Here is a 25,191-nt window from a genome sequence, read left to right as displayed (position 1 = left end):
GATGGGCATGCGTGCTCGCCGTCTTGTCGCCGTCGCCAGTGTGGCGGTCGGCCTCGTCGCCCTCGCCGGTTGCCGTTCCGAGCCCGGGGTCGCCGCCTACGTGGGTGACCAGCGGATCACCGAGGATGCCGTCACGCGCATCCTCGACGAGCTGCGGACGGAGGCGACCGGCGCGCCGAGCCCCGAGCAGCCGGCCGAGCAGCCCGGGCAGCCGGGCGGCGCGCCCGCCGGGCCGACGCTTCCGCCGCGCGGCCAGGTGGTCAGCACCCTGGTCCTGGGCGAGGTGTGCGAGCGGCTCTCCGCCGAGAAGGGCTACCGCCCGCAGGCCGAGGTGCCCGTCGAGCAGGTCAGCCAGCAGCTCGGCTTCCCGACGGACGCCACGTACCCGCAGCGGGTCGCGGAGCTCTACACCTGCCTGTCCGGGGTGCCGTCCGGCGAGCCGGTCGCGCCGACCGAGCAGGAGATGGCCGACCTGGTCGCGGCCGGCAAGCGGGCCGGGGCGATCCCGCCGGAGGTGACCGTCGAGCAGGCGGCCACCCAGCTCGACGGCCAGCAGTTGCGCAGCGCCCTGGCCACCCGTAACGCGCTGGCCGAGGCGATCGACGGGTACGACGTGACGGTCAACCCGCGTTACCGTCCGCTGGCCTTCCCGGTGCTCAGCTTCACCGGCGACGTGGCGGCGGTCAGCGTGCCGCTGGGCGAGGCCGGGTCCGACGCGGTGACCACCGACGACCTCTGAGCATGCCCGGCCAACGGCAGGACGCCCCCGGGGAGGGCGGTCGGTGAGCGGGCGGATCGTGCTGCTGGTCACCTCGCCGCGGCTGCCGGCCGGGCTGCTGACCGCCGCCGCCTGGGACGTCGTCCGCGGGTGCCCGGTGCTGGCCGGCGCGGAGGGCGCGCTGGTCACGGCGGTGCGCTCGGCGGGCGCCCAGGTGACCGTGGTCGACGGCCCGGCGACTCCGGCGCTGCTGGACGCGGTCGCCGCCGGGACGGCGGTCTGGCTGGCCGGCCCGGCCGGTGACGAGGCGCTCGCCCGCGAGCTGGGGTTGCGGCTGGCCCGGGAGCCCGGCCTGGCCGAGCTGGAGCTGATGTACGGCTCATGGGATCCGCCCGGGGCGCGGCTGCTCGACGCGGTCGAGGTGATGGACCGGCTGGCCTCGCCGGGCGGTGATCCGTGGAAGCGGGCGCAGACCCACCGCAGCCTATCCGGTTTCCTCCTGGAGGAGTGCTACGAGGCGTACGACGCGATAAGCGCGGGGGACACCGACGCGCTCCGCGAGGAGTTGGGCGACGTGCTGCTCCAGGTGGTGCTGCACGCCCGGCTCGCCGAGGAGCTGCCCGAGGGTCAGCGGTGGAACGTCGACGACGTGGCCGGTGGGCTGGTCGACAAGATGGTGCGGCGTAACCCGCACGTCTTCGCCGGGGCCGAGGCGGGCACCCTGGAGGAGATCACCGCGAGTTGGGAGCGGATCAAACGGGCCGAGAAGGCCCGCGACTCGGTGCTGGACGGCATCGCGATGAGCCAGCCGGCCCTGTCGTTGGCCGCGAAGATCCTGGAACGTGCCGGCCGGATCGGCCTGTCCGTGCCTCCGGCGGTCCCCGGCGACGACGCCGACCCGGAGACCCGTCTCGGCGCGGAGCTGCTGCGGACGGTCGCCGAGGCCCGCGCCGCCGGCCTGGACCCGGAGGCCGCCCTCCGCCGCGCCACCCTGGCCCACGCCCAGACCATCCGCGCCGCCGAACCCCCACCCCCCACCAAGAGCTGATCAAGAGCTTTTCGCGCTGCCGGGCCGGGATTCCGGACCGGAATCTCTTGATCACCGTGGTCGGTGGTGGGGCGCGTGGGTGGGTGGGGCGGGTTAGGGTCGGTGGCATGTTCGTGGAGCGGGCTGAGCGGATCGTGGCGGCGTTGCTGGAGAGCCGGCCGGGGCTGGCCACCATGGCCGGCGACCACCGGTACGACGACCGGCTGCCGGACTGGTCCGCCGGGGCGGTGGCCGCCGACCGGGAGATGCTGCGGGACGCCGCGCACGCCCTCGCCGAGGTGGACCCGGAGTCCCTGTCGGTCGACGAGTCGGTGGACCACGCCATGCTCAGCGCGCTCGTCGACCGGGAGCTCTTCGAGTCGACCGAGATCCGGGCGTACGAGTGGGATCCGTTGCGCCACAACCCGGGCGCGCTGCTGCACGCCCTGATCGCCCGTCCGTACGCCCCGGTCGAGGTGCGGCTGACCCACCTGGCCGGGCGGCTGTCCGCCGTACCGGACGCGTTGGCGACCGCGCGCGCGACGTTGCGGGACATGCCGCGGATCCACGCCGAGACAGCGGTGGGGCAGTTCCTCGGGACGGCCGCGCTGGTCCGTGGGCAGGTCCCGGCGCTGCTGGCCGAGGCGCCCGGGCTGCGTGGCCGGGTGGAGCCGGCGGCCCGCGCGGCGGTCGTCGCGCTGGAGGGGTTCGCCGACTGGCTGCGGGACGGGCTCGCCGCCGACGACGGGCCGGGGCGCGACCCCCGGCTCGGGCGACGCCGTTGGGAGGCGCGGCTCTGGCACACCCTGGACACCGAGCTGCCCGCCGCCGAGGTGCGGCGGCGGGCCTGGGCCAACCTGGAGCGGGTGACCGACGAGATCCGCGCGGCGGCCGTCGAGCTGGTCGGCGGTCCGGCCGACGACGAGACGGTACGCCGGGCGCTGCGCCTGCTCGCCGCCGAGCACCCGGACGACCACACCGTCGTCGAGTTGGCCTCGGTCACCCTCGACGAGGCGACCGACTTCGTCCGCGCGCACGACCTGGTCTCGCTTGTCGACGACCCGTGCGTGATCCAGGAGATGCCCGAGTTCGCCCGGGGCGTGGCGGTGGCGTACTGCGACTCGCCGGGCGCGCTGGAGACCGCGGACGTGCCGACGTTCTACTGCATCGCGCCGACCCCGGCGGACTGGCCGGCGCGCCGGGTGGAGTCGTTCTACCGCGAGTACAACGACCACATGATCCGTAACCTGACGGTGCACGAGGCGATGCCGGGGCACTTCCTCCAGCTCGCCCACGCCCGTCGGCACGTCGGCGGCACCCGGGTCCGGGCGATCGCCCGCTCCGGCCCCTTCGTCGAGGGCTGGGCGGTGTACGCGGAGGAGCTGATGGCCGGGGCCGGTTTCGGTGGCCTGCCGGTGCGGTTGCAGCAGCTCAAGATGCAGCTCCGGATGACCATCAACGCGTTGCTGGACCAGTTGACCCACTGCGACGGGCTGCCCGAGGCCGAGGCGATGGCGTTGATGACCGGGCGGGGTTTCCAGGAGGAGGGCGAGGCGGCCGGCAAGTGGCGTCGGGCGCTGCTCACCTCGACGCAGCTCTCCACGTACTTCGTCGGGTACGCGGAGATCGCCGAGATCGCCGCCGCCCGACCGGACGACGTCCCGCCCCGCCGGTGGCACGACGCGATGCTCGCCCACCACTGCCCGCCGCCCCGGCACCTGCGCGCCCTGCTCGGGGTGTGAGCCCGCCGGCGCCGGCTAGCGGGCCGGGCGGCGGTCGTCGACGCCGGCGCCGGGCGGCAGGTCGAAGGCGGCCTCGTCCACGGACTGGCGGATGGCGCGCAGCGCCAGCTCGGTCGGCTCGCCGTCGACCTGGCCGGTGAAGCTGCCGAGCACTCCCTCGACGGTGACGCAGGCGGTGAACGGGGTCACCTCGGCGGACCGGACGTCGACACAGGTGGCCGGGTGACCGGCGAGCGAGGTGTCGGTCTCCTCGATCACCGCGTCCGGGTCGAGCGCGGCGGCGGTGAGCAGGCCCATCACCGCCGGTGGGGTGATCATGCCCTGCTTCTCGGCCTCGCTGAACACCGCCACCGAGGGCCGGTTGGCCGGGGTGGGCGGCAGGGTCAGGGTGCACACCGGTCGGCCGGTGGTCCGGCAGGTGGTGGCCGCCTCGGCGGTCACGCTGATCTTGCCACCCGGGTACGTGTAGGCGGTGCGGACCGGGTCCCGGGACTGGGCGATCGACACCGACCGGTCACCGGAGAGCTGGTAGTCGGCGGAGTAGGTCAGCTCGTGCGCGCCGTCCAGCCGGGCGGCGAGGTCGTTGACGAGGTCACCCCGGCCGATCACTCGCCCGGTCTCCTCCAGGGCCTGACAACCGGTGACGGTGAGCGACGCGACGAGCGAGGCGGCGAGCACGCGAAGGACAGTCGAGGCGGCGGACATGACGCTCAGCCTTGCCGATCGGGTCCACCCATCGCAAACCGGTTGCCGGTTGAGGGACCAGAATCCGGGAATGTCCGCCCCGATCACCCCCGGTGGTGGCCCGGGCGACGCCGTGCGTTCGAGCGTGGCCCGATACGCTGCGTTTCATCATCTGCCTCAGCCGCACCGTCGCGGCCCTGTCGACCGGACACTGGAACACGAACACGAGGAGCGACTCAGTGGCAACCATCGAGGGAATCGTCGCCCGGGAGATTCTCGACTCGCGGGGCAACCCCACGGTCGAGGTCGAGGTCGGGCTGGACGACGGCACGGTGGCCCGCGCCGCGGTACCCTCCGGCGCCTCCACCGGCGCCTTCGAGGCGATCGAGCTGCGCGACGGTGACTCCGACCGTTACCTGGGCAAGGGCGTCGAGAAGGCGGTCGCCAACATCGAGGACCGGATCGTCGACCAGCTCGTCGGGTACGAGGCCAGCGAGCAGCGGCTGATCGACCAGAAGATGCTCGACATCGACGGCACGGACAGCAAGTCCGAGCTGGGCGCGAACGCCATCCTGGGGGTGTCGCTGGCGGTGGCGAAGGCGGCGGCCGGCAGCGCCGAGCTGAGCCTCTTCCGCTACCTGGGCGGCCCGAACGCGCACCTGCTGCCGGTGCCGATGATGAACATCCTCAACGGTGGGGCGCACGCCGACTCCAACGTCGACATCCAGGAGTTCATGATCGCCCCGATCGGCGCGCCGAGCTTCCGCGAGGCGGTGCGTTCCGGCGCGGAGGTCTACCACGCGCTCAAGTCGGTGCTGAAGAAGCAGGGCCTCTCCACCGGCCTCGGCGACGAGGGCGGGTTCGCGCCGAACCTGCCGACCAACGCCGCCGCGCTGGACCTGATCGCCGAGGCGGTCGGCAAGGCCGGCTACCGGCTGGGCACCGACATCGTCTTCGCCCTGGACGTGGCCGCCACCGAGTTCTTCGACAACGGCGCCTACACGTTCGAGGGCGCGCCGAAGAGCGCGGAGGAGATGAGCGCCTACTACACCAAGCTCGCCGACGAGTACCCGATCGTGTCGATCGAGGACCCGCTGGCCGAGGACGACTGGGCCGGCTGGAGCACGCTGACCGCCGCGATCGGCGACCGGGTGCAGATCGTCGGCGACGACCTGTTCGTCACGAACCCGCAGCGCATCGCCCGGGGCATCGCCGAGCGGGCCGCGAACGCCGTCCTGGTGAAGGTCAACCAGATCGGCTCGCTGACCGAGACGCTGGACGCGGTCGACCTGGCGCACCGGGCCGGCTTCCGGTGCATGATGAGCCACCGTTCCGGTGAGACCGAGGACACCACGATCGCCGACCTGGCGGTGGCCACCGGCTGCGGCCAGATCAAGACCGGCGCGCCGGCCCGGTCCGACCGGGTGGCCAAGTACAACCAGCTCCTGCGCATCGAGGAGGAGCTGGCCGACGCGGCGCGGTACGCCGGCGCGGGCGCGTTCCCGCGTTACCGTTCCGCCTGACGGGCGCAGCAGCGTCGGGGAGGGGTGTGACGATGCCGCAGCCGCGCCGCACACCGAGCGGGCAGCGGCCCGCCCGCCGGCCGGGGGTGCCCGGCCGGCCGGGCGGGGCCCGGGTCCGGGCCACCGGGCGGGACGGCGGCGTCCGCGCCGAGTCGCGGACGGCGGCCGGTCGCGCGGCCGGCGGGGGCCGACCCACCGAGGGGGTACGCTCCGCGAGCCGGCCCGCCGCGGCCCGGCGCGCCGCCGCCGGTGGCGCGGTCAAGCGGCTCTCCGCACCTCGTCCCCGACGCTTCACCGGGCGGGCCACCGTGCTGTTCGCGGTGCTGATCGCGCTCGCCCTGGGCTACACCTACCCGGTCCGGGTCTACCTCGACCAGCAGGCCGACATCGAGCGGATGGAGGCGGCCCAGGCGGCCCAGCGGGAGCTGATCGAGGAGCTCTCCGTACGGGCGGCCAAGTGGCAGGATCCGGCGTACATCGAGACCCAGGCCCGGCAGCGGTTCTTCATGGTCTACCCGGGGGAGGTCCCGGTGGTGGTGCTGCGCAACCAGCAGCCGTCCGCCGGGGACGGCGGGGCGCTGCCGACCCGTCCGGCCGGGCCGCGCAGCGTCGACCCGTGGTACGACACCCTCTGGTCGAGCATCGAGGCGGCCAACGCCGAACGCCCCGACAAGTGAGCGACCTTCCCGGACGAAAGCTGAGCAGCGCTGTGACTGTCGTACCCCCGCCGGACCCGGCGGCGGACTCCGTACCCCCGCCGAAGCGGGAGCCGGCGACCGAGGCCGACCTGGCGGCGGTGGCCGCCCAGCTCGGCCGGACGCCCCGGGGCACCCGGGCGGTGGCCCACCGCTGCCCGTGCGGCCTGCCCGACGTGGTGGAGACCACGCCCCGGCTGGCCGACGGCACCCCGTTCCCGACCCTGTTCTATCTGACCTGCCCCCGGGCCACGGCGGCGTGCAGCCGGCTGGAGTCGGCCGGGCTGATGCGGGAGATGGCCGACCGGCTCGCCGCCGACCCCGGGTTGGCGGCCCGGTACCGGGCCGCCCACGAGGACTACCTGGCCCGCCGGGAGGCGATCGGCGAGGTGCCGGAGATCGCCGGCATCTCCGCCGGTGGCATGCCGGGCCGGGTCAAGTGCCTGCACGTGCACCTCGGGCACGCGCTCGGCGCGGGGCCGGGCGTGAACCCGTTCGGTGACGAGACCCTCGCCCTGGTGGAACGCTGGTGGGCGGCCGGGCCGTGCGTCACCGTGCCGCCCACCGACGGCCCGACCGCCGACGGCCCGACCGCCGACGGCCCGACCGACGGCAGCGCGTACCAGCGGCCGGCGCCGGGCCCGGACGGCAGCCCGGGCGCCGTCGGGTGAGCGGGGACGGTTTCGTCGTCCGGCGGGCGCGCACCTCCGACGTACGGGGGATCCGCCGGCTGGTCGACACGTACACCGACGACCGGCGGCTGCTCAGCAAGGCCACCGTCACCCTCTACGAGGACGTGCCGGAGTTCCGGGTCGTCGAACGGGTCGCCGACGGGGCGGTGGTGGGCTGCGGCGCGCTGCACGTGATGTGGGAGGACCTGGCCGAGATCCGGACGGTGGCGGTGGACCCGGCGTGCCGGGGCCGGCGGCTCGGGCACCGGATCGTCGGGGAGCTGATCGACGGCGCGCGGGAGCTGGGCGTGGCCCGGATCTTCGTGTTGACCTTCGAGACCGGGTTCTTCGGCTCGTTCGGCTTCCGGGCGATCGACGGCGCGCCGGTGCCGCAGCCGGTGTACGAGCAGTTGCTGCGCTCGTACGACGAGGGGGTGGCGGAGTTCCTCGACCTGGAGCGGGTCAAGCCGAACACCCTCGGCAACACCCGGATGCTGCTGCGGTTGTAGGCGCGTCGGGCGTCGCCGGTGGGCGGCCGGGCGCTGCCGTAGGGTGGCTGCCGTGACGACGCGCGTGGCCGCCATCGACTGCGGCACCAACTCGATCCGGCTGCTGGTGGCCGACCTGCCGGCCGGCTCGGCCGGCCCGACCGCCCCGCTGACCGACGTGACCCGCCGGATGGAGATCGTCCGGCTGGGGCAGGACGTGGACCGGACCGGTCGGCTCGCTCCGGAGGCGATCGAGCGCACCCGGGTGGCGCTGGCGGGGTACGCGGCCGAGATCGAACGGCTGGGCGCGACCCGGGTGCGGATGTGCGCCACCTCGGCCAGCCGGGACGCCTCGAACGCGGCCGAGTTCCGGGCGATGGTGGAGCGCACCCTGGGGGTGCCGCCGGAGGTGGTGACCGGCGACGAGGAGGCCCGGCTGTCGTTCACCGGCGCGGTGCGCGGCCTGCCGGCCGACGCCGAGCCGCCGTACCTGGTCGTCGACATCGGCGGTGGCTCCACCGAGTTCGTGGTGGGCGCCCGGGAGGCCGGGGTCCGGGCGGCGGTCTCGGTGGACGTCGGTTGCGTCCGGATGACCGAGCGGCACCTGCGCGGCGAGCCGCCGACCGCGGCCGAGATCGCCGCCGCCGAGGCGGACGTGGTCGAGGCGGTGGACCGGGCGCTGTCCGTCGTGTCCGGGCGGGAGGCCGCCTCGCTGGTCGGGCTCGCCGGGTCGGTCACCACCGTGGTCGCCCTCGCCGAGGGCCTGACCGGGTACGACCCGAAGCGCATCCACCACGCCCGGGTCTCCTACGAGCGGGTGGCCGAGGTGACCGCCGACCTGTTGGCGAAGACCCCGGCGCAGCGGCTCGACGATCCGGTGATGCACCCCGGTAGGGCCGACGTGATCGGGGCGGGCGCGTTGGTGCTCCGCGTGATCATGGAGCGCGCCGGCATGGCGTCGGTGGTCGCCAGCGAGCACGACATCCTGGACGGCATCGCCTGGAGCATGCAGACCGCCACGACCTGAGCGTCGTCGGTCAGGTCGTGACGGCCCGCGTCGTCGGCGCGGTCCGTCCGGGCCACGCCGCCGGGCGTGGCCCGTCGAGGGCCCGGCGGTGGGCCGGGCGCTCAGTGCGGCTGGAACACTCCGGTGCGGGTGCCGGTGACGAAGTCGACCCAGGCGTCGGGGGCGAAGGTGAGCATCGGCCCGGTGCGGTCCTTGCTGTCGCGGACCAGTATCACGTCCGGCAGGTTGTCGGCCACCTCCACACAGGAGGCCCCGCCGTTGTCACTGCGGCTCGACTTGCGCCAGCGGGCAGCCACGGTTACTTCCATGACTTGGTTACCTCCTCGATGAGCGTGAGTGACTGCCGGCGGGAGAGGGCCTCGGCCCGGACGCTCTCCCAACGGCGGTGCAGGGCGGAGATCTCCTCGGAGCTGTCCAGCACCTGCGGCCTGACCGGGTTGTCCAGGTACGCCACCCAGCCCCCGTCGGGGTAGCCGGCGAGGATGAACGGCCCGGCCATGCCCGGATACACGCCCACCTCGGTCGGCACCACGTGCAGGTGCACGTTGGGCCGGGCGGCCATCGCCATCAGGTGGTCGAGCTGCTCGCGCATCACGTCGTACTGGTCGAGGACCGGCCGGTGCAGCACGCTCTCGTCCACCACGGCGACGAGCTGCGGGGGCTGCGGGCGGTCGAGGACCTGTTGGCGTTGCAGCCGGGCGGCCACCCGGCGGTCCACCTCGTCCCGGGTGGCCAGGCCGCCGCTGCTGAGCACCGCCCGGGCGTACGCCTCGGTCTGGAGCAGCCCCGGGAGCACGGACATCTCGAACCACCAGAGGGTGCTGGCCTCCTGTTCGACCTCCAGCCAGGGACGGAACCAGGCCGGCGCGGTCTCCAGGCTGACCAGGGGCAGGATCCGGCTGAGCAGGCCACCGGTCTCCAGCACCTCGTCGACCCGCCGGACGAAGTCCAGCGAGGGTGTTCGTCGACCGATCTCCACCATGCCGACCAGCGAGCTGGAGTAGTTGATACGCTTCGCCAGCTCCTCCTGGCTGAGGCCGCGTTCCGCGCGGACGCGGCGTAGCTCACCGGCGAGGAGGTCCAGTGCTGACAGTCGGGTTTTCGCCATCGCATCTCCCCACTGCGCGCCACGCCCGCACCGCGTGACCGCCCTCATCAACTCATCGCCGTCGACTTCTGAGAGTAGTCGCTCGGTAGGCGGAGAGTGAATATTGATGATCCTCACACCGTCCTCACAATGGCATGAATCCCGCTTTCAGGCGAACTCCCCACGTGCGCGTTGACGCTAATGTGCATCGCGCAGTAGTGTGCTCCGCGTGGATACGACCCAGCTCCTCAAGGGCGTGCTGGATCTCGCCGTCCTCGCCGTGCTCCGCGACGAGGACGGCTACGGCTACGACATCCTGCGCCGACTGCGCGCGGCGGGCCTGGAGGAGGTCGGGGACGCCTCGGTCTACGGCACGCTCCGGCGACTCTTCGCCGCCGGCCTGTTGACCGCGTACGTCGTGCCCAGCGAGTCCGGGCCGCACCGGAAGTACTACTCGCTCAACGCCGCCGGCCGGGACCAGCTGACCCGCTCGGGCAAGCTCTGGCGTTCGTTCGCCACCACAATGGACACACTGCTCGACGATCGGGGGACGGCGGCATGACCGTCATGGAGCAGGAGATCACCGCGTACGTCGAGCGGGTCCGGGCCGCGTTGGCCGACCTGCCCCCGACGGTACGCGAGGAGCTGACCGAGGACCTGCCGGAGCACATCGCCGAGGTGGCCGCCGAAGGTGACGGGACCCTGGTGGAGCGGCTCGGCGAGCCCGAGGCGTACGCGGCGGAGCTGCGCGCCGCGGCCGGGGCCCCGGTCGTCACCGGCCCCAACCTCGACCAGCGGGTCGCCGGAGCCATGCTCGGGCTGCGCACCCGGCTGCGTACGCTCGACGGCCGGGTCGGGCCGGCCCTGGGCTACCCGACCGCCTCGGCGTACCTGCGTCTGCTCCGTCCGGCCTGGTGGCTGCTCCGGGGCTACCTGGCCGCGATGCTGATCACCGCGATCAGCGCCGGCGGCGACGTCGGCGTGCTGCCCAGCCTCGGCTTCAGCCGGCTGGCCGGGCTGGTGCTGCTGGCCGGTTGTGTGCTCGCCTCGCTGTGGCTCGGACGCAACGGCGACCGGTTCGGAAAATGGCCGCGCCGGGCGGTGCTCACCGGCTCCCTGGTGCTCGTCCTCTTCGGGCTGGTCGGGCTGGCCGCCGTGGACAGCCGGGCCCGCTGGGGCGGGTACGGCTACGACGCCGTCTCGGTCGACGACCAGTACTCGCACATCCAGGACGTCTTCGTCTACGACAGCGAGGGGCGGCTGCTGGAGGGCGTCCGGCTCTTCGACCAGAACGGCACGCCGATCCGGCTCGGCTGGTCGGAGTCCTGCGGCGAGTTCGAGCCCGCCCCGACGAGCGACGACCCGATGCGGCGGACCTACCCGTACTGCCCGCAGCGGGCGCCCTTCCAGGTCCGCCCGTCGCCCCCGGCGGAGAACGCCGGGCCCGCGCCGACCCCGACCGCCACCGTGCCGGCCCCCGGCGCGCCGGTCGCCCCGTCGTCGGCGCCCGGACCCGGGGAGCCGCCGCCGACGCGCTGATCGGCGGTTCCACACGGGACGGAGGTCACGCCCCGGGGGACAGCGGGAACGGTAGCCCGTCACTACGGTTTCCGGTGTCGAGACCCCGGAAGGACATTCGTGAACGAGCAGGTAACACCCCCCGCGTCGACCGACGACGAGCCCACCACGGCGGATCCGTCCGACGCTCGTCCTTCCCGCCCCGACCCGGCCGACCCGGCCCCGACCGACCCGGCCGACCCGGCCCCGGCCGACCCGGCCCCGGCCGACCCGGCCCCGGGCGATGCGGCTCCCGCCGATCCGGCGGGTGGCGGCGAGGGCGCGGCGGACGAGGCGACGCCCGGGGGGTGGTCGCCGTGGTTGCGGGTGCTGACCGTGCTCGGGGTGGTCGCCGCGCTGGTCGGGGCGCTCGTGCTGGTCGGCCTCCGGTACGACGTGGCGGGCCGGCTGCTCGCGGTCGACCCCACCGCCGACGCCCGGGCCGGGGACTGCCTGGGCGCCCTCCCCGAGGTGGCCGAGAGCGGCGGGCGGCGGGCCGCCCGGGCGCAGGTCGTCGCCTGTTCCTCCGCCGAGGCCGCGTACGACGTGGTGGGGCGGGTGGACGGGCTGACCCGCGAGCAGGTGGGCGACGACCGTCGGTGCGAGCCCTTCGTCGCCGCCGGCGGCACCTACTACACCTACAGCAGCCTGCCCGACGACGGGTCCGGCTACCTGCTCTGCCTGGTCCCGCGGAGCTGACCCGGCCCGTCCGGGCGGGTGGCCGGGCCGTCCCGGCCACCCGGCGAACCGCCGTGAACAGGAGGTGAATGCCACTCTTCGCGCATCTTCCGCGCGCCGGGTGGGCGTGGCACGCTACCGGCACGTAACAGCGCGACCAGCCAACGACGACTGACCGCCAGGAGGAGCCGATGGGCGAGATGGTGAGCTACCGGCGTGACGGTGCCACGAGCAAGGGATACCTCGCGATACCTCCGGACGGCGCGGCGAGCCCGGCGGTCATCGTCATCCAGGAACGCTGGGGGCTCGTCCCGCACATCACCACCGTCGCGGACCGGTTCGCCGAGGCCGGCTTCGTCGCGCTCGCCCCGGACCTCTACCACGGGGCGGCCACCGCGGACGCCGAGGAGGCGAAGCGGCTGATGCTGGCGCTGCGGATGGACGACGCGGCGGCCGAGATCGCCGCCGCCGCCGACCATCTCGCCGAGCGGACCGAGGTCACCGGCCGGATCGGCTGTGTCGGGTTCTGTGCCGGCGGCAGCCTGGCGCTCTGGTCGGCCACCATCTCCGACCGGATCGTCGTCACCGCCGGCTTCTACCCGATGCTGCCGTGGGAGAAGATGCGCCCCGAGTGGGGCGACTACGCCGGCAAGGCCGCGGTCATCCACTGCGCCGAGGCGGACGGCGCCTCCACCGCCGACGGCGTGCAGACCGCGCGGCGGGCGATCGAGGCGGCCGGCGGGGCCTGCGTGGTCCACGACTACCCGGGCACCGCGCACTCGTTCTTCGACGACGACCGCCCGGACGTGTACGACCAGCGGGCCGCCGCCAGCGCCTGGGCCCGTACCCTGGAGCTCTTCCGGGCTCGGCTGAGCTGAGCCCTCCGTACCAGGAAGGGCCCCTTCCTCTACACCAGGCGTCAGGAAGGTGTCCTTCCTTGCACTCTGCCCGTACCGCTGACGAGGTGGTCGCCCGCGCGGCGCGGGCGACCGACCTGGCCGACCTCGACGGCGCGATAAGCGACTGTTTCGCCTGCCCGCGCCTGGTCGCCTGGCGGGAGGAGGTCGCCCGGGTCAGGCGGGCGGCGTTCCGTGACCAGGAGTACTGGGGTCGACCGGTGCCCGGCCTCGGGGCCGCCGACGCGCGCATCGCCATCCTCGGGCTCGCCCCCGCCGCGCACGGCGGCAACCGCACCGGACGCATCTTCACCGGGGACCGCTCCGGCGACGTCCTCTTCGCCGCGCTGCACCGGGCCGGGTTGGCCAACCAGCCGACGAGCGTCGCCCGCGACGACGGGCTGCGACTGCGGGACACCCGGATCTTCGCCGCCGTGCGCTGCGCGCCGCCGGACAACAAACCCACCCCCGCGGAACGGGACACCTGCGCGCCCTGGCTGCGCCGGGAACTGGCGGCGATCCGGCCCACCCTGCGCGTCGTGGTCGCGCTCGGGGCGTTCGCCTGGGCCGCGTGGTGGCCGGCCATGCGGTCCGCGTACGGTGTCCGCCCGCCCAGCCCGCGACCGTCGTTCGGCCATGGGGCACACTGGTCCGGCACGGGCGTACCGGATCTGCTGGGGTGCTACCACGTGAGCCAGCAGAACACCTTCACCGGGCGGCTGACCCCCGGGATGTTGGACGAGGTGTTCGCCCGGGCGAAACAGGTGGCCGGGGTGGACTGACTGCGCGGGGCGGTGACGATGGACTTCAGCGTGCTGCGCAGGTGGTGGCCCGTGCTGGCGGTCGCCGTCCTGCTCGCCGGGGCGTCGGTCGCCGCCGCGCACTCCGCGCTCGGCGCGACCCGCATCCCGCCGGCCGCCGAGAACGTCCCGTTCATTCCCGAGTACCCGTCGACGCAGCCCTCCCCGTCGTACCCGGTCGAGCCGCGGGAGGCGGCCCGTGACACCGAGGCCCGCGTCCCCGGCTGGGTCGCGACCGCCGCCGCCGGCCTGCTCGGGCTGGCCGCGCTGCTCGCCTTCGGGTACGCGCTGTGGACCGTGCTGCGCGGGGCGTTCCGCCGCAGCAGCCGCAAACTGCCGGCGCGGGCGCGTCGCCCGTCCGCCGAGGGCGCCGCCCGGGACGTGGTCGCCGCGCTCGACGCCGGCCTGATCGAGCTGGACGACCGGTCCACCGACCCGCGCACCGTGGTGATCGCGTGCTGGGTCCGGTTGGAGGAGGCCGCCGCCACGGCCGGCGTGCCCCGGCGGGCCGGGGACACCCCCACCGACCTGGTCACCCGGTTGCTGCGCGGCGACGACGACAGCGGGGTGCCGGCGATCGTCAGCGCCGACGTGCTGGCCGAGTTCGCCCACGTCTACCGGCAGGCCCGGTACGCCACCCACACGGTCGTCGACGAGCGGACCCGCGACCAGGCCCGGTCGGCGCTACGGCGGATCCGCGCCGAGCTGACCGTCTTCGGCGTCGAGGCGCCGGCGTGACCGCCCCGGCCCCCCGGGGCAGCGCCAGCATCGACGACCTGCTCCGGTTCGAGGAGGAGGCCCCGGCCCCGCCCGGGAAACGCCGGGGCGGGCGGGCGCGTTGGCTGCTGCGTACCCTGCTGGTCACCGGCGCGGCCACCGCGGTGCTGGTCGCCGGCCTGCGGGCGGTCGGTTTCACCGTCTCGCTGCCGGTGCTGGTGGCCGGGGTGCTGGCGCTGCTCGGCGTGCGGGAGGTGACCGCCCGCCTCGCCCCGCCCCCGTCGTCTCGCCGGCACGCCCGGGTCTTCCGGAAGGTCGAGCCGACCCTGACCCGGGACGCGCTGGGGGCCGCGGTCAAGCGGTGGGAGCTGCCGCTGGGCTGGGCCACCAGTGAGCCGGAGCGGTTCACCCGGGTCGTGCTGCCCCGGATCACCGAGCTGGCCGACGAACGACTACGCCAACGCCACGGCGTGACCCGCGAGGCGGATCCGGTCCGGGCCCGCGCCCTGCTGGGCGAACGACTCTGGACGTTCCTCGAAGCCCCCGGCCGTCGCCCCCCGTCGTCGCGCGACCTCGCGGCGATCGTCGCCGAACTGGAGAAGATCTGATGAACGACGTGGACCGGATCGTCAAGCCGGCCGAGGTCGGTCACCTGGCCCGCGCGGTGCTGGACACCGTCGGCTCGGTCGTGGTCGGCAAACGCGACGCGCTGGAGCTGGTCCTCGCCGGCATCCTGGCCGGCGGCCACGTGCTGCTGGAGGACCTGCCCGGCCTGGGCAAGACGCTCACCGCCCGGTCGTTCGCCCAGGCTCTCGGGCTGGACTTCCGCCGGTTGCAGTTCACTCCCGACCTGCTGCCCGCCGACGTCACCGGCTCGTTCCTCTACGACCAGCGCGGCGGCGAGTTCAGCTTCCGCGCCGGCCCGGTCTTCACCAACCTGCTCCTCGCCGACGAGATCAACCGGACCCCGCCGAAGACGCAGTCCGCGCTGCTGGAGGCGATGCAGGAGAAGCAGGTCTCCGTCGAGGGCGTCACCTACCGGCTGGACGAGCCGTTCCACGTGCTGGCGACCGCCAACCCCATCGAGTACGAGGGCACCTACCCGCTGCCCGAGGCGCAGCTCGACCGGTTCCTGCTGCGGGTCTCGTTCGGCTACCCGGACCGCGAGGAGGAGTGGGAGGTGCTACGCCGGCGGATGTCGCGCCGCCGCGAGGAGACCGAGCTCAAGCCGGTCGTCGACGCGGCCACCCTGCGCGGCATGCAGGCCGCCCTGGAGGACGTGGTGGTCGAGGACTCCGTCGGCCGCTACATCGTCGAGCTGGCCGCGGCCACCCGGGAACACCCGTCGGTGCTGGTCGGCGCCTCGCCACGCGGCTCGCTGGCGCTGCTGCTGCTGGCCCGCGCGCGGGCCGTCCTCGCCGGTCGGGACTACGTGGTGCCGGAGGACGTCAAGGAGGTGGCGGTGCCCGCCCTGGCGCACCGGATCACGCTGCGGCCGGAGATGTGGCTGCGCCGGGTCGACCCGTCCTTCGTGGTCGGTGAGGTCCTCGACGCGACCCCGGCCCCGGCCAGCGGCGCGCTGCCCAGCTACGCCGGCGGTCAGGCCGGACGGTGACCGGTACGCCCACCGTGACGTCGGAGAACCCGGACGCCCCGTCGGCCTGGGTGCCCACCCGGGCGCTCGGCCGGGCGGCGCTGCTCACCGGCCTGCTCCTGGTGGCCGGGGTGGTGCTCGGCCGGGTCGACCTGGTGGTGCTGGCCGCCCCGTTCGCGCTGGGCGCCGCGTTCGCGCTGCGCCGCCGGCCGTCAGCCGCCCCCGACGTGTGGCCGGGCGTCGCCGAGGGGCACCTGGTCGAGGGCGGCGAGTTGGCCGCCACGGTCACCGTCGGCAACCCGGACCAGGTCGGCTACGACCTGGTGGTGCTGCGGAGCCGGGTGTCGCCGTGGCTGCGCGTGGAGCGGTCCGGGTTCGCCGGCCAGGAGCTGCGCGACGGCCCGGCCGACCGACCGTTCGCCACCACCGTGCCACCCGACTCCGCCGTCGACCTGACCCTGGCCGGGACGGCGCTGCGCTGGGGACGGCACCCGATCGGCCCGGCCGGCGCGCGGGCCGCCACCGCCGACGGGCTGCTGGTCTCCCGGGTGGTGATCGCCGAGCCGGCCCGGGTCACCGTGTACCCGAGGACCGAGCCGTTCGAGGCGGTGGAGGCGATGCCCCGGGCGGCCGGCCTGGTCGGCGCGCACCACTCCCGGCGGCCGGGCGAGGGCGGCGAGCTGGCCGGGGTACGGGTCTTCACCCCCGGTGACCGGCTGCGCCGGATCGACTGGCGGGTCTCGCTGCGGGCCCGGCAACTCCACGTCGCCGCGACCCTCTCCGACCGGGACGCCGAGGTGGTGCTGCTGCTCGACGTGCTCGCCGAGGCGGGCCGCTCCGGCGGGGTGCACGGCGCCGCCTCGGTGCTGGACACCACCGTCCGGGCCGCCGCCGCGATCGGCGAGCACTACCTGCACCGGGGCGACCGGGTGGCGATGCTGGAGTTCGGCCCCACCGCCCGCCGGCTCCGCCCGGCCACCGGCCGCCGGCAGTACCTCACCGTGCTGGAGTGGCTGCTCGACGTCCGGGCCGCATCCTGGCCGGACGGCGACGACGACCAGGTCTTCGGGCCGCAACTGCTCTCCTCGGACGCGCTGGTCGTGGTGCTGACCCCGCTGCTGGAGGAACGCTCGGCGCAGATGCTCGCCCAGTTGGCCCGGTCCGGCCGGTTCGTGGTGGCGGTGGACACCCTGCCGGCGGACCTGCCGCCGCCGACCGGGCGGGGCTGGGCCGAGGTGGCGTTCCGGCTCTGGCGGCTGGACCGGGACGTGATGGTCGAGCAGCTACGTGAGCACGGCGTGCCGGTGGTGCGCTGGGCCGGCGCGGGCAGCCTCGACCAGGTGCTCCGGGACGTCGCCCGGCTCGCCACCGCGCCCCGGGCGGGCGCCCGGTGACCGGGGTTCCCGCCGCCCGACGGGGGCCGGCGCGGGCCGTCGGGCAACGGATCCGCGCGGCCCGGCAGGCGGCGCGTCGGGCCACCCTGCTTCCGCTGCTGGTGCGGGTGGCGGTCCTGCTGACCGTGCTGACCGGTCTCGCGGTGGCCTACCCGGCGGCGGTGTGGACCGGCCAGCCGCTACTGGGACTGCTGGTCACGGCGCTGCTGCCGGCGCTCGCGCCCGGGCGGTACTGGCCGACCTTTGCCGCCCTGGTGACCGTCGGCGGCTGGCTGTACTCCACGTTCGGGCAGGGCCAGTCGATCGCCCTCTGGCGGCTGCTGCTGCTGGCCGCGCTGCTCTACCTGGGGCACACGCTGTGCGCGCTGGCCGCGCTGCTGCCGTACGACGCGGTGGTCGACCCCACGCTGGTCGTCGGCTGGCTGGCCCGGGCGGCGGCCGTGGTGGTCGCCACGTCGGCGCTCGGGGTGCTGCTGCTGACGGTGGCCGGCGTCGGCGACGGCGGGGGAACGCTGCTGGCGACCGTCGGCGGGCTGGTCGTGGCGGTCGTGGTGACCGCGTTGCTGGGGTGGCTGCTGCGCCGCCGGTGACACCGCCGGCGGCGATGGTCATGCAGGTCACAGGGGGTGCTCCGTCACAGAGAAGGGCCGCGCGCGGGATTAGCCGGACCCCCCGGGGAAAGATAGGAGACGTGAATCCGAAGCGGATCCTTGTGGTGGGCGCCGGCCACGTCGGGCTCTACGCGGCCCTGCGCCTCTCGAAGAAGCTGAGCTCCCGTGAGGCTGAGGTCATCGTCGTCGACCCGCAGCCGCACATGACGTACCAGCCCTTCCTGCCGGAAGCGGCGGCCGGCAACATCTCGCCCCGGCACAGTGTCGTGCCGCTGCGGCGGGAGTTGCGTAGGTGCACCATCGTCGCGGGCGCGGTGACGCGGATCGACCACTCCCGCAGGACCGCGACGGTCCAGCCGATCACCGGCCCGGAGCGCGAGATCCGGTACGACCACGTGGTCGTCGCCCCCGGCTCGGTCTCCCGGACCCTGCCGATCCCCGGCCTGCACGAGCACGGCATCGGGTTCAAGACCATCGGCGAGGCGATCTACCTGCGTAACCACGTGCTGGACCGGCTCGACGTGGCGGCGGCCACCACCGACCCGGACATCCGGCGGTCGGCGTTGACGTTCGTGTTCGTCGGCGGCGGTTACGCCGGCATCGAGGCGCTCGCCGAGATGGAGGACATGGCCCGGGACGCCCTCAAGTACTACCCGGAGCTGAGCCCGGACGACATGCGCTGGGTGCTGGTCGAGGCGACCCAGCGGGTGCTGCCCGAGGTCGACCGGGACATGGGCGCGTACACGGTGCAGCAGCTCCTCAAACGGAACATGGACATCCGGCTGGACACCCGCCTGGAGTCCTGCGTCGACGGGGTGGTGAAGCTCTCCGACGGGGACGCGTTCCGCTCCGACACGATCGTCTGGACGGCCGGGGTGAAGCCGTCGCCGCTGCTGGACGCCACCGACCTCCCCCGGGACGCGCGGCGGCGGGTCACCTGCCTGCCCACCCTCCAGGTGGTCGACGGCGACCGGGTCGTCGACGGCGCGTGGAGCGCCGGCGACTGCGCGGCCGTGCCGGACCTGACCGGCCCGCCCGGGTCGTACTGCTCGCCGAGCGCCCAGCACGCGGTGCGCCAGGCGGCCCGGATGGCCGACAACATCCGCGCCGTGATCCGGGGGGAGCAGCCCGTCGAGTACCGGCACAAGCACGCCGGCAGCGTGGCCAGCCTCGGCCTGCACAAGGGCGTCGCCCAGGTCTACGGCATCAAGATGACCGGCTGGCCGGCGTGGTTCATGCACCGGACGTACCACATGAGCCGGATCCCGTCGGTCAACCGCAAGGTCCGGGTGGTGGTCGACTGGACGTTGGCGTTCTTCCTGCGCCGCGAGGTGGTCGCGCTCGGCCAGCTCCACGACCCGCGCGAGGAGTTCGCCGAGGCGTCCCAGCCGGGCCGCTGAGCCGTCGGCCGGGCTTGTCGAGCCGTCAGGCTGGCTTGTCGAGCTGCCGGCGGGGTGACCCGGGTCAGACGCGCCAGATCCAGGCGTCCGCGACCCGGGTCGCCGGGCCGTAGAGCTGCTCCAGGGTGGCGAGCAGGCTCGCCGCGTGCCGTTCGTCGTCGGCCAGCACCACGCAGGAGGCCCGCCAGAAAGCGGCGTCCCGGGCGGCCTGCTGGCGTTGGCCGGCGGTGACGGTCGGTGTCAGCCCACGGCGGGACACCTCGGCCAGCAGCGCCGACGTGGGCTGTTTGTACGTGCCCATCGCCGCCGTCCCGTCCCGCCCGTACGAGCCGATGAAGAAGCCCTCCGGCAGGGCGAACCCGGCGTCGGCCGCCACCGCCCAGCGCATCGGCCAGGGCTCCTTCGGGGTGGGCGGCGGCACCGGCACCAGCGTCCCGCCGGGCGGCACGCAGGACCGCCAGTGCCCGGCGGTGACGAACTCCGGCACCGGCGGGCGGGACTCGGTGGGCAGCGGGGCCGGCGCGGCCGGCAGCAACGCCGCCCCGACCACCGCCGGCACGAGCAGCCGCAGCCGGCCGTCGCCGCGCCGGGCCCGGTCCACGGCGAGCACCAGCACGGTGGCCAGCAGCGGGAGCACCGCCAGCGCGAACCGCGTCGGCAGCGCCCCGTCCACCACCGGCGCCCCGAGCAGCAGCCGGTACGGCCCAGGCACCCCGGTCGGCTCACCGTCGACCAGCACGTCCGGCCCCAGCGACAGCGCGCCCAGCGCCAGCGCGCCGACCCCGCAGGCCAGCGCCAGCGGACGGCGGTCCGGCGTCCCGGGCGGGCCGGTGACCGGCCGGCTCAGCCAGACCGCGCACGCCGCGCCGACCAGCAGCAGCGGCCAACCGAGGAAGGTGTTGTACTCGGCCGGCCCGGTGGTGAGCCGGGCCGCCGTGTCGTCGCCGGCCAGCGACAGCGGCGAGAACGTCCACCAGCCGGCCAGGTCCGCCGAGAAGTAGTACGGGCTGAACATGCCGTCGGCCACGCCCTGCGGCCCGGCGAACTGGAACCACAGCGGGTAGGCCAGCGCGACCAGGGCGATCCCGGCGGCGAACAGCAGGCCGGCGGCGAAGCCCGGGAACGCCCGCCGGGCCAGCCCCCGGTTTACGGCGGCGTACACGACGGTCGTCACGGCCAGCGTCAGGGCGGTCAGGAACAGCGTCTCCTCGCCGACGAAGACCTGCGTGGTCACCGCCACGGCCAGACCGACGGCGGCGGTGACCAGGCGACGGTCCCGCCGCGGCCCGACCTCGGTGGCCGGGTCGGCGGCCCGCAGCAGCCGGACGACCAACCAGACGATCACCGGGATCAGCCACTGCGCGGTGATGTGCAGGTGGCTGTTGGTCTGCGAGACCATGCCGGGCCCGAACCCGCACAGCGCCGCCCCGAGGACGGCGGCCAGCCGGCCCGCGCCGAGCAGCCGGACGTACAGCAGGTGCCAGGCGAACGCCGTGCCGGCGAGGTTGAGCGCGGCGAGCAGCGCGAAGGTGGTCGGCGCGCCGAAGACCAGGGTGACCGGGGCGAGGAGCACGCCGGGCACGATGGTCGTGGCGTTGGCCATCATGTTGATCCCGTCGGGGGCGTTCAACCGGTCGCTGAGTAGCCCGAAGTCGCCCAGCAGGACCCGTGAGTCGACGGCCAGGAACCACTCGATGAGCGTCTGGTCCTCCGGGTTGAGCGCCAGCACCCGACCGGACGGGTCCGGCCACAGCCCGTGGGTGAGCGCCCCCGCGAGGACCAGGAAGCCCAGACCGACCAGCAGGTCCGTCCGGTGCCGGCGGGCCGCGCCGACGATCCGGGCCCACCGGGCGCCGGGCGTCGCCGACACCGCCGGGCCGGCGTCCCGGTCCAGGTCGGTTCCGGAGTCCGTACGGGCTACGCTGCTCACGGCCTCGACCCTAGTGCCGTACCGGCCACGGGGTACGCCCGGTCCGGCGGGACCGGTTACCGTGACACTGCGCCGCCACGTGTCGGCGTGTGAGGCGCGGCACCCGCCCGGGTGGTGGAACGGCAGACACGGCCGCCTTAAAAGCGGCTGCCGCAAGGCGTGCGGGTTCGAGCCCCGCCCCGGGCACCGGACTCTCAGCTTCCGTACAGCCTGGTGATCGCCATGGGGGTGGGCCGGCGGTTTACCCTGGACAGGCACGTTCACCGTGCATGGACCCCCTGAGGGAGGCTGACAGTGAAGACCTCGAACCCGGTGCTCGCCCGGCTCGGCCAGGCGGCCGAACGGGAACGGGCGACCGGGTATGCCCCGACCGGGCCGTACGGACAGCCCGGTCATCCCCAGCAGTACCCGGGAGCGGGCTACCCGACGGCTGCCGGCTACCCGGCCGCGCCGCCCACCGTTACCCCCATGTCGCTCGACGACGTGGTGGTCAAGACCGTCCTGCTGCTCGCCATCACCGGCGCCTCGGCCGCCGCGGCATGGGTGCTGGTGCCCGACGTGTTCGTCGGCGTGGCCTGGATCGGCGCGGCCATCGTCGGGCTGGCGCTCGGCCTGATCATCTCGTTCTCCCGGATGGCCAACCCGGCGCTCGTCGTCGCGTACGCCCTCGTGGAGGGCGTCTTCGTCGGCATGGTCAGCAAGGCCTTCGAGTCGCTGTACGACGGCATCGTGCTCCAGGCCGTCACCGCGACGTTCGGCGTGTTCTTCCTGATGGCGATCCTGTACAAGGCGCGCGTCGTCCGGGCCACCCCGAAGTTCGTCCGCGGCATGATCGCCGTGATGGTCGGCCTCTTCGCGGTCATGCTGATCAACCTGGTGCTGGCGCTGTTCGGCATCAACACCGGGTTGCGTGACGGCAGCCCGCTGGCGATCGGCTTCAGCCTGGTCTGCATCGTGGTCGCCTCGCTCAGCTTCATCCTGAGCTTCCACGAGGTCGAGGAGGGCGTCCGGATGGGGCTGCCCCAGCGCTACTCGTGGGTGGCCGCCTTCGGCATCCTGGTCAGCCTGATCTGGCTCTACATCGAGATCCTGCGCCTGTTGAGCTACTTCCAGGGCGACGACTGACCGTAGTCGCGCCGCCCGCCGGCCGCCCGTCTCCGCCGTAGCGGAGGCGGGCGTCCGGCGTCTCCGACCCCGGCTTCGGCCTCAGCCCCGGCTCCGGTCCCGGTCCCGGTTCCGCTCTGGCTGCGGTCCCGCCTTCCCGCGGATGCGCCTTCGGGTCGTCCGTACACTCGCCCGGGTGAGCGCAGCAGTCGCCGGGGGCGACCCGGCACAGGAACTGGAGCGGGCGGTGGCGTCCCTGGTCAACCAGGTCGGTCACTGGCAGGCGCCCCGCTGGGCGGCACGGGCCTCGGGTGACGACCTGTCCCGCGCCGACCTGGTGCACAAGCTGGTGCAGGACGTAGCCGATCTGGCCGCCGACGTCGAAGGGCAGCCGCGCCGGCCCGTGCCCCGCCTCGACAACGACCTCGCTCTCCCCGACCAGCTCCGCGTAGTCACCACCGACCTCCTCCTAGCCGCCCCCACCCCACCCCCACCCGGTCCCGCCACTCCATCCGCACCGGCCCGGGCCACCGCCGCCGTAACCACCACCCAACGCGCCCTCTGACCCGCCCCCCGCCCCCCGCCCCCCGCCCCCGCCCCTGCCCCGCCCTGTCGATCCAGGTGTTCTGTCCATGGACGTTGGTGACGGGGCGGGGGAGCGGGGAGGGGGTGTCCGGGAAAACGCCGGACGGGGGACGCGTGGGTCAGGGTGGTGTCCGCAGGTCCCGGAGGGCCGGGAACCGACGAGGTGAGGAGTGTTCTCGGTGGACACCAGTGGATTTCGGCTGTCGGAGCGGGTGACCGGTGGATCGCGTCGGGGTCGGCGGGGGGTCCGGCGGCTCACGCTGCGGACGTTGCTCGCCGTGTTCCTGGCCAGCGGTCTGTTGGCGGGCGGGGCTGGCGTCGCGCAGGCTGGCGTGGCGGCGCGTACCGGTGGGGCGTCGGGCGAGGTGGCGGCGGGCGGCGGGGCGGCGGGGGTGGGCGTCCAGGCTGTGGCCTACTACGAGTTCCGGCCCCGGCACAGCGCCAACAAGTGCCTGGACGTGGCGAACGCGAGCGTCGCGCACCTCACCCAGGTCGTGCAGGGCAACTGCTGGGGTGGGGCCAACCAGCGCTGGCAGCAGGTCAGCCTGGGCAACGGCTACTTCCTGCTCCGGCCGCAGCACAGCGGCATGTGCCTGGACGTGGCGCACGCCAGTCTCGCCCACGGCGCGCCCGTGGTGCAGGCCACCTGCTGGAACGGCGTCAACCAGCAGTGGTGGGTGCGGGACCTCCTGAACGGCTTCTTCGAGATCCGGGCCAGGCACAGCGACAAGTGTCTGGACGTGGCGCACGCCAGCCAGGCGCACGGCGCGCACGTGGTCCAGGGCACCTGCGTCGGCGGGTACAACCAGCACTGGGAGCGCCGCTACGTCGGTAGCTGGGGCTGACCCGGCGTCGAGGGGAGCGTCGGGCCCCGGCGGTGAGCCGGGGCCCGACGGCGTGGGTGAGGGCGGCGTGGGTCACGGCGGCGGCCCGATCCGGCGGGCCGTCGCCGGGTGGGCGGTGCGGGTGGAGCCGCCGCCGGCGGACGGTCAGGAGAGGCGTTCGAGGACCATGGCCATGCCCTGGCCGCCGCCGACGCACATGGTCTCCAGGCCGATGCTCTTGTCGTGCCAGTCGAGGGCGTTGAGCAGGGTGCCGGTGATCCTGGCCCCGGTCATGCCGAACGGGTGGCCGACGGCGATCGCCCCGCCCATCACGTTCAGCTTCTCCGCCGGGATGTCCAACTGCCGGTAGGAGGGGATCACCTGCGCGGCGAACGCCTCGTTGATCTCCACCAGGTCCACGTCGTCGATGGTCATGCCGGCCCGACGCAACGCCTGCCGGGACGCCTCGACCGGACCGAGGCCCATGATCTCGGGGGAGAGGGCGGTCACGCCGGTGGAGACGATCCGGGCCAGCGGGGTGATCCCCAGGTCACGGGCCCGCTGGGCGCTCATCACCACCACGGCGGCGGCCCCGTCGTTGAGCGGGCAGCAGTTGCCGGCGGTGATCCGGCCGTCCGGGCGGAACACCGGCTTGAGGCCGGCCACGCCCGCCAGGGTCACCCCCGGCCGGGGACCGTCGTCGGTGCTGACCACCGTGCCGTCTCCGGTGGTGACCGGGGTGATCTCCCGGGCCCAGAAGCCGTCGGCGATCGCCTTCTCGGCGAGGTTCTGACTGCGTACGCCGAACTCGTCCATGTCGGCGCGGCTCACGTCGTACGCCTGGGCCAGGTTCTCCGCGGTCTGGCCCATGGTCAGGTAGATGTCGGGCAGCTCGCCGGAGTCGCGTGGGTCGGTCCAGGTCTCCGCGCCGCCGGCGGCACGCCGCGCGGACCGCTCCCGGGCCGGGGCGAAGCGGGGGTTCTCCCAGCCGCCGCCGACCAGCGCCTGCGCCTCGGGCGGCAGGCCGTCGGAGTTGCCCCGGGCGTACCGGGAGACGCACTCCACCCCGGCGGAGACGAACACGTCGCCCTCGCCGGCCCGGATCGCGTGCATCGCCATCCGGGTGGTCTGCAACGAGGAGGCGCAGTAGCGGGTCAGCGTCGCGCCGGGCAGGGTGTCCAGCCCGAGCAGGGTGGCGACCACCCGGGCCATGTTGAAGCCCTGCTCGCCGCCGGGCAGCCCGCAGCCCAGGTAGAGGTCGTCGATCTGGGTCGGGTCGAGCTGCGGGACCTTGTCCAGCGCGGCCCGGACGATGGTCGCCGCGAGGTCGTCCGGGCGGACGTCGCGGAGGGAACCCTTGTGCGCCCGGCCGATGGGGGAGCGGGCGGTGGCGACGATGACGGCGTCGCGGGACGACTCGGTCGGCATGCCCCCACGTT

Annotated in this window: 26 protein-coding genes, 1 tRNA gene and 1 pseudogene; 23 read left to right on the top strand and 5 right to left on the bottom strand. The window is 74.4% G+C overall.

Annotation, left to right across the window (positions count from 1 at the left end; genetic code table 11):
- The first annotated feature begins 7 nt into the window (after positions 1-7).
- From O7606_RS14245 to O7606_RS14235, 3 genes are all read left to right on the top strand, one after another.
- On the top strand, positions 8-739 hold the full coding sequence (locus tag O7606_RS14245; protein ID WP_281594507.1) for a hypothetical protein: 732 nt from the start codon (positions 8-10) through the stop codon (positions 737-739).
- 43 nt (positions 740-782) lie between these two features.
- Positions 783-1,766: a nucleoside triphosphate pyrophosphohydrolase gene (locus O7606_RS14240; RefSeq protein WP_281594506.1), complete on the top strand. Its 984-nt coding sequence runs from the start codon at positions 783-785 to the stop codon at positions 1,764-1,766.
- Between the two features lie 107 nt (positions 1,767-1,873).
- Positions 1,874-3,487 (top strand): DUF885 domain-containing protein, encoded by a 1,614-nt coding sequence (locus O7606_RS14235; protein WP_281594505.1) that lies wholly within the window; start codon positions 1,874-1,876, stop codon positions 3,485-3,487.
- 15 nt (positions 3,488-3,502) lie between these two features.
- On the opposite strand, the gene O7606_RS14230 is transcribed toward O7606_RS14235, so the two are convergent.
- Positions 3,503-4,192, bottom strand: a complete 690-nt coding sequence (locus O7606_RS14230) for a hypothetical protein (RefSeq protein ID WP_281594504.1) — start codon at positions 4,190-4,192, stop codon at positions 3,503-3,505.
- Positions 4,193-4,410: 218 nt separating this feature from the next.
- Here O7606_RS14230 and eno point away from each other — a divergent pair, with 218 nt between their 5' ends.
- The 5 genes and pseudogenes from eno (at position 4,411) to O7606_RS14205 (ending at position 8,575) form a co-directional block, all read left to right on the top strand.
- A complete protein-coding gene (gene eno, locus O7606_RS14225; RefSeq protein ID WP_281594503.1) occupies positions 4,411-5,694 on the top strand; it encodes a phosphopyruvate hydratase in 1,284 nt (427 codons plus the stop codon).
- Positions 5,695-5,726: 32 nt separating this feature from the next.
- Entirely contained in the window at positions 5,727-6,371 is a 645-nt protein-coding gene (locus O7606_RS14220; RefSeq protein WP_281594502.1) for a septum formation initiator family protein, read from the top strand.
- Between the two features lie 32 nt (positions 6,372-6,403).
- Positions 6,404-6,958 (top strand): annotated as a pseudogene (locus O7606_RS14215) (DUF501 domain-containing protein); the annotation flags it as partial.
- Between the two features lie 98 nt (positions 6,959-7,056).
- Entirely contained in the window at positions 7,057-7,569 is a 513-nt protein-coding gene (locus tag O7606_RS14210) for an amino-acid N-acetyltransferase (RefSeq protein WP_281594501.1), read from the top strand.
- 64 nt (positions 7,570-7,633) lie between these two features.
- Complete coding sequence (locus O7606_RS14205; RefSeq protein ID WP_281599667.1) at positions 7,634-8,575, top strand: Ppx/GppA phosphatase family protein; 942 nt, start codon at positions 7,634-7,636, stop codon at positions 8,573-8,575.
- A gap of 101 nt (positions 8,576-8,676) precedes the next feature.
- On the opposite strand, the gene O7606_RS14200 is transcribed toward O7606_RS14205, so the two are convergent.
- Positions 8,677-8,883, bottom strand: coding sequence for a DUF397 domain-containing protein (locus O7606_RS14200; protein WP_281594500.1), 207 nt, complete (start codon positions 8,881-8,883; stop codon positions 8,677-8,679).
- On the bottom strand, positions 8,874-9,683 hold the full coding sequence (locus O7606_RS14195; RefSeq protein ID WP_281594499.1) for a helix-turn-helix transcriptional regulator: 810 nt from the start codon (positions 9,681-9,683) through the stop codon (positions 8,874-8,876). Before O7606_RS14195 ends, O7606_RS14200 begins: the two co-directional genes overlap by 10 nt.
- A gap of 208 nt (positions 9,684-9,891) precedes the next feature.
- Here O7606_RS14195 and O7606_RS14190 point away from each other — a divergent pair, with 208 nt between their 5' ends.
- The 11 genes from O7606_RS14190 to O7606_RS14140 all read left to right on the top strand — a co-directional run bounded on the left by O7606_RS14190 (position 9,892) and on the right by O7606_RS14140 (position 19,309).
- On the top strand, positions 9,892-10,224 hold the full coding sequence (locus tag O7606_RS14190; protein WP_281594498.1) for a PadR family transcriptional regulator: 333 nt from the start codon (positions 9,892-9,894) through the stop codon (positions 10,222-10,224).
- Entirely contained in the window at positions 10,221-11,201 is a 981-nt protein-coding gene (locus O7606_RS14185; RefSeq protein ID WP_281594497.1) for a hypothetical protein, read from the top strand. Before O7606_RS14190 ends, O7606_RS14185 begins: the two co-directional genes overlap by 4 nt.
- Positions 11,202-11,300: 99 nt before the next feature.
- Positions 11,301-11,918 (top strand): hypothetical protein, encoded by a 618-nt coding sequence (locus O7606_RS14180; protein ID WP_281594496.1) that lies wholly within the window; start codon positions 11,301-11,303, stop codon positions 11,916-11,918.
- A gap of 170 nt (positions 11,919-12,088) precedes the next feature.
- The gene (locus tag O7606_RS14175; protein ID WP_281594495.1) at positions 12,089-12,775 is read left to right on the top strand and encodes a dienelactone hydrolase family protein; all 687 of its coding nucleotides are present in this window, start codon (positions 12,089-12,091) and stop codon (positions 12,773-12,775) included.
- 86 nt (positions 12,776-12,861) lie between these two features.
- The gene (locus tag O7606_RS14170) at positions 12,862-13,575 is read left to right on the top strand and encodes a uracil-DNA glycosylase (protein ID WP_281599665.1); all 714 of its coding nucleotides are present in this window, start codon (positions 12,862-12,864) and stop codon (positions 13,573-13,575) included.
- Positions 13,576-13,593: 18 nt separating this feature from the next.
- Complete coding sequence (locus O7606_RS14165; RefSeq protein WP_281594494.1) at positions 13,594-14,331, top strand: DUF4129 domain-containing protein; 738 nt, start codon at positions 13,594-13,596, stop codon at positions 14,329-14,331.
- A gap of 38 nt (positions 14,332-14,369) precedes the next feature.
- Positions 14,370-14,918 (top strand): hypothetical protein, encoded by a 549-nt coding sequence (locus tag O7606_RS14160; protein ID WP_281599664.1) that lies wholly within the window; start codon positions 14,370-14,372, stop codon positions 14,916-14,918.
- Positions 14,918-15,925, top strand: a complete 1,008-nt coding sequence (locus tag O7606_RS14155) for a MoxR family ATPase (protein ID WP_281594493.1) — start codon at positions 14,918-14,920, stop codon at positions 15,923-15,925. Before O7606_RS14160 ends, O7606_RS14155 begins: the two co-directional genes overlap by 1 nt.
- Entirely contained in the window at positions 15,922-17,298 is a 1,377-nt protein-coding gene (locus O7606_RS14150; protein WP_281594492.1) for a DUF58 domain-containing protein, read from the top strand. Before O7606_RS14155 ends, O7606_RS14150 begins: the two co-directional genes overlap by 4 nt.
- Entirely contained in the window at positions 17,295-17,888 is a 594-nt protein-coding gene (locus O7606_RS14145) for a hypothetical protein (RefSeq protein ID WP_281594491.1), read from the top strand. The genes O7606_RS14150 and O7606_RS14145 overlap by 4 nt, the downstream gene beginning before the upstream one ends.
- A 101-nt stretch (positions 17,889-17,989) precedes the next feature.
- A complete protein-coding gene (locus tag O7606_RS14140; protein WP_281594490.1) occupies positions 17,990-19,309 on the top strand; it encodes an NAD(P)/FAD-dependent oxidoreductase in 1,320 nt (439 codons plus the stop codon).
- Between the two features lie 64 nt (positions 19,310-19,373).
- Here the strand turns inward: O7606_RS14140 and O7606_RS14135 are convergent, their stop codons facing one another.
- Complete coding sequence (locus O7606_RS14135) at positions 19,374-21,239, bottom strand: hypothetical protein (protein ID WP_281594489.1); 1,866 nt, start codon at positions 21,237-21,239, stop codon at positions 19,374-19,376.
- A 105-nt stretch (positions 21,240-21,344) separates the two neighbouring features.
- Between O7606_RS14135 and O7606_RS14130 the strand changes: the two genes are divergently transcribed.
- The 4 genes from O7606_RS14130 (at position 21,345) to O7606_RS14115 (ending at position 23,773) form a co-directional block, all read left to right on the top strand.
- A tRNA-Leu gene (locus tag O7606_RS14130) sits at positions 21,345-21,425 on the top strand.
- Between the two features lie 108 nt (positions 21,426-21,533).
- Positions 21,534-22,364, top strand: coding sequence for a Bax inhibitor-1/YccA family protein (locus O7606_RS14125; protein WP_281594488.1), 831 nt, complete (start codon positions 21,534-21,536; stop codon positions 22,362-22,364).
- A gap of 175 nt (positions 22,365-22,539) precedes the next feature.
- Complete coding sequence (locus O7606_RS14120) at positions 22,540-22,908, top strand: hypothetical protein (protein ID WP_281594487.1); 369 nt, start codon at positions 22,540-22,542, stop codon at positions 22,906-22,908.
- A 298-nt stretch (positions 22,909-23,206) separates the two neighbouring features.
- Entirely contained in the window at positions 23,207-23,773 is a 567-nt protein-coding gene (locus tag O7606_RS14115) for an RICIN domain-containing protein (RefSeq protein ID WP_281599662.1), read from the top strand.
- A 144-nt stretch (positions 23,774-23,917) separates the two neighbouring features.
- On the opposite strand, the gene O7606_RS14110 is transcribed toward O7606_RS14115, so the two are convergent.
- Positions 23,918-25,180 carry an acetyl-CoA C-acetyltransferase gene (locus O7606_RS14110; protein ID WP_281594486.1) on the bottom strand — a complete coding sequence of 421 codons (1,263 nt, stop codon included), beginning with the start codon at positions 25,178-25,180 and terminating at the stop codon, positions 23,918-23,920.
- Positions 25,181-25,191: the final 11 nt, after the last annotated feature.

This window comes from Micromonospora sp. WMMD882, assembly GCF_027497255.1.
Taxonomy (GTDB): Bacteria; Actinomycetota; Actinomycetes; order Mycobacteriales; family Micromonosporaceae; genus Micromonospora.
This window is presented reverse-complemented; position numbering and strand designations above follow the sequence as displayed.

What these genes read in the sequence shown, in the direction of transcription:
- O7606_RS14175 (WP_281594495.1), top strand. Translation starts at nt 12,089, where the DNA reads ATGGGCGAGATGGTGAGCTACCGGCGTGACGGTGCCACGAGCAAGGGA.
- O7606_RS14110 (WP_281594486.1), bottom strand. Translation starts at nt 25,180, where the DNA reads ATGCCGACCGAGTCGTCCCGCGACGCCGTCATCGTCGCCACCGCCCGC.
- O7606_RS14195 (WP_281594499.1), bottom strand. Translation starts at nt 9,683, where the DNA reads ATGGCGAAAACCCGACTGTCAGCACTGGACCTCCTCGCCGGTGAGCTA.
- O7606_RS14230 (WP_281594504.1), bottom strand. Translation starts at nt 4,192, where the DNA reads ATGTCCGCCGCCTCGACTGTCCTTCGCGTGCTCGCCGCCTCGCTCGTC.
- O7606_RS14220 (WP_281594502.1), top strand. Translation starts at nt 5,727, where the DNA reads ATGCCGCAGCCGCGCCGCACACCGAGCGGGCAGCGGCCCGCCCGCCGG.
- O7606_RS14235 (WP_281594505.1), top strand. Translation starts at nt 1,874, where the DNA reads ATGTTCGTGGAGCGGGCTGAGCGGATCGTGGCGGCGTTGCTGGAGAGC.
- O7606_RS14165 (WP_281594494.1), top strand. Translation starts at nt 13,594, where the DNA reads ATGGACTTCAGCGTGCTGCGCAGGTGGTGGCCCGTGCTGGCGGTCGCC.
- O7606_RS14185 (WP_281594497.1), top strand. Translation starts at nt 10,221, where the DNA reads ATGACCGTCATGGAGCAGGAGATCACCGCGTACGTCGAGCGGGTCCGG.
- O7606_RS14155 (WP_281594493.1), top strand. Translation starts at nt 14,918, where the DNA reads ATGAACGACGTGGACCGGATCGTCAAGCCGGCCGAGGTCGGTCACCTG.
- O7606_RS14200 (WP_281594500.1), bottom strand. Translation starts at nt 8,883, where the DNA reads ATGGAAGTAACCGTGGCTGCCCGCTGGCGCAAGTCGAGCCGCAGTGAC.
- O7606_RS14245 (WP_281594507.1), top strand. Translation starts at nt 8, where the DNA reads ATGCGTGCTCGCCGTCTTGTCGCCGTCGCCAGTGTGGCGGTCGGCCTC.